General features: G+C 33.1%; 3 protein-coding genes. All 3 read left to right on the plus strand.

Annotated elements, in window-relative coordinates; all coding sequences use genetic code 11:
- The first annotated feature begins 128 nt into the window (after positions 1-128).
- The 3 genes from JMW39_RS13120 to JMW39_RS13130 are packed head-to-tail and all read left to right on the plus strand — an operon-like array spanning position 129 to position 3,144.
- The gene (locus JMW39_RS13120; RefSeq protein WP_201547265.1) at positions 129-650 is read left to right on the plus strand and encodes a hypothetical protein; all 522 of its coding nucleotides are present in this window, start codon (positions 129-131) and stop codon (positions 648-650) included.
- Positions 625-1,014, plus strand: coding sequence for a hypothetical protein (locus tag JMW39_RS13125; protein WP_201547267.1), 390 nt, complete (start codon positions 625-627; stop codon positions 1,012-1,014). Before JMW39_RS13120 ends, JMW39_RS13125 begins: the two co-directional genes overlap by 26 nt.
- A gap of 9 nt (positions 1,015-1,023) precedes the next feature.
- The gene (locus JMW39_RS13130; RefSeq protein WP_201547275.1) at positions 1,024-3,144 is read left to right on the plus strand and encodes a tyrosine-type recombinase/integrase; all 2,121 of its coding nucleotides are present in this window, start codon (positions 1,024-1,026) and stop codon (positions 3,142-3,144) included.
- Positions 3,145-3,227 lie beyond the last annotated feature (83 nt).

The raw sequence follows: 3,227 nt of genomic DNA on the forward strand, positions 1-3,227 counted from the left end.
AGATCTAAATCCCATTGAGAAAAAATGGGCACAAGCTAAGTTTCTACGCCAAGGATGGATGGAGAATAATTTGCCTAAACTGTTTCAGGATATGGGTTGTATCTCTTTTATTGTGAACTGACTATAGAATGAATGCGCAGGGACGATTTATTATCCTTCCTGAGATAGTAAGACTTCAATTACGATATTACCAGAGCTACTTATATAAAAATATGAAGCTCTTTAATGTTAAGCATTATCAACTGGGCAAATTAATACAGGCAGTTTATGAAAGTAGTGTTGGCCTTATTATTTATCTAGAAGTCAACGAATATGGCGAATTTAATTTCGTTAAAAATCAAAATAACACCTTTATTTCTAATAGATTCAAATTGTATGCTCATTTACCATTAAACTGGTATCGTCATCATATTAGATCGTTGAAAGACTCTAACCATAGCATATTTAGCAGCAATTTAGCTCAAATGAATGACGAAGTAGTTAGTAGTTGTATGGGACATACTGATCAACTTGGTTTCGATTATTACGACACCTTTAGCGGATTAAAACGTTCACAACAAGCGGAACTCGCTGAACTGATCGATAAAAAATTAAAAGAATATGGCTTTGAACCCATTGAACTAAATGAGGCGAAAAATATCAAAGAATAGTTTTTCAGGTATTGATAAACGAGAAGTAGAACGAGAGAAAAAACTGGTAGGGGCAAAAGATAAAGCTCTTAAAATAGCTTTGATTCATATTAGAGTTGATGAGCTTGCCATCAAACCTAATCCACAAGCAGAGTTCACCAGAAGATGGAATAAATTTGATCAATCGCTTAAATCAACGAAAATTTTCCATAATCATATGTTCTATGGGAAGAGCTATAACTATGCTCTTCAAGAGATTCAAAAAAAACTTGACTGTTATGATTTAGATATCAGTTTTCCTAAATATATTGTCTTTGAACAGCGTCCCAAACTTTTTAGAGATAATGATTGGTTTCAAGAAGCAAAAAAGGTGAGAACCTTCTAGCAGCTATGGATGAATAGTTTTGAGAATCATAAAGAAGTTAATATTTATGACGTTTTTCTATCTTTAGTTTTTCACAATGCCATACTACAAGCTCCTTTGCTTGAATTTATTATTAAAAAACTAATTGCTGGAGATCTAAAGATTCAAAGTATTTATAATCTACCTTTTGTTAGAGCTGATTTTAATAAAAGAGGTTATAGTACTAATGTCAGGAATAGTAAGATAAAAGATGAAAAGTACACGTCACAAAATGTATTTCTATCACCTATTTCAGCCACTTTATTGCGATCATACAGACTAGACGATATTTCACTAATAAATGGTTTTTTAAATCCTGATGGTTCTATCGACATCAAGGTATTTTATCAAAAATTACTCGATCATCAAAAATTGTATCAAATACTACCTAATAACTTAGAAGACTTTTTGAAAGCTAGCCTTTATGTCTGTGAAAATCACGAAAATTTCAACTTGCCAGAGTACTATCTATACTTATTGTTGGGCATTAAAAAGACATACTCACTACCGGTTGATAATTGGCAATGTATATTATATGAACGACCAAAACCATCTGATATAGACATCTTAGAAGATTTCGATACCCATCAACAACATCAAAAGAACTCTAAATATAATGAACATAAACAATTGGCATTACAAATTTCTAGACTGTTCAAGCCTGAGAATGAAAAAAAGGATAAGAAAATATCAGGAAGCGTATTTGATAAAAGGTTGAGAGCGAATTTAGTACTATTAAAGCAAGAAAAAGCTCCTATCAATGAAGTCGCACTGCTTACCTGGTTTGTCCATAAGCGATTATCCAGCCAACCAAGTAGTATTCAAACCTATAGCAACAACATTACGAATAGGTGGCTAGCGTTAACTTATGGACAGAACATAGATAATTTTGATGAAGCTGACTTTGAATCTCTCTATGCAGAAATTATAGCATTGAGTCGTACTACATCAGCAAAAAATGAAACTGCTAAATTGCTAGACGATTTTCATGAGCACTTAGTCAATGTTTATGGTGCAGAGCCAGTTGAACCAATGTCAGTTGGAGCTGTAGCTCATGTAAAAGCAGGGTATATATCAGAAACTATGTTTCAAGCAATTCTATATGCATGCAAAAACCTAAATATTAATAAAGAGAAAAAAGATGCTATTTATATTGCTTTAATTCTTGGCCAACGATTTGGCATGAGAATAGGAGAGATAGCTAAGCTTAAGCTCACAGAAATATCAGGAACAGTTGAAGATCTTGAAGTTCGTAATAATATTTATGGTGATAATAAAACATCCTCTGCTTTGCGTAGTTTACCTATAGACCTGTTGCTATCAGCAGAAGAACTAAGAGTTTTAACTGCCTTATACTATAGACGTGTTGAGGAAAAAGGACAAACCTTGATTGCTGACGCCAGTGGGCAAACAATTCCTAAGAATCAATTATCACAGATGGTCTCAGGATTAATAAAAAAAGTAACTGGGTTGTCATATTTAACAGCTCACAACCTTAGGCACAGTTGCCTATCTAACATTCAGTTACTGCATTTTTTGTATGATTCAGAAACGTTAAATAATACAGTAGTAAATGAAAGCTTGGAGGGCTTACTACCTTATAAAAAAGCAGATGCATGGAACATTTATTACAAACTATTTGGATCAAGGAAATCTATTAGCAACTACATAATCGCAGGTGTTGCTGGCCATAGTGAACCTAGTGTTAGCTTTAATAACTACATTCATTTCACTGACATTCAAATTGGACTCCAGTTATGGAATATCGATTATCAGTTAAGCGAGAATCAGAAAAGCTATTTACTTCAACTACCTAGACGTAAGCAAGGATTTGAAGTCAATGAAATTTATGAGTATTTACTTAAAAAGCTAAAAGTTGAGCCATTACCAAGATTTGAAGGTAAATCAAAAAAACACCCGTTTCATTACAAAGAAGTCGAGCGCGAATTTGGTTTTAATGAAGTTGCTAAAATTTTGCGTAGTTATTATATCCATGATGATTTTCAGCATTTACTAAAACTATATGATATATCTAACGATGAATTTAAAAAATGGCATTGTAGGGCAAAATATAGTCAGTTCACAATAAAAGAGATACAACCCATATCCTGAAACAGTTTAGGCAAATTATTCTCCATCCATCCTTGGCGTAGAAACTTAGCTTGTGCCCATTTTTTCTCAATGGGATTTAGATC

It is taken from the genome of Psychrobacter immobilis, from assembly GCF_904846175.1.
GTDB classification, from domain to species: domain Bacteria; phylum Pseudomonadota; class Gammaproteobacteria; order Pseudomonadales; family Moraxellaceae; genus Psychrobacter; species Psychrobacter immobilis_E.

Bases quoted from the DNA above. Each gene is read 5' to 3' on its own strand.
- JMW39_RS13125 (WP_201547267.1), top strand. From the start codon at position 625: ATGAGGCGAAAAATATCAAAGAATAGTTTTTCAGGTATTGATAAACGA.
- JMW39_RS13120 (WP_201547265.1), top strand. From the start codon at position 129: ATGAATGCGCAGGGACGATTTATTATCCTTCCTGAGATAGTAAGACTT.
- JMW39_RS13130 (WP_201547275.1), top strand. From the start codon at position 1,024: ATGAATAGTTTTGAGAATCATAAAGAAGTTAATATTTATGACGTTTTT.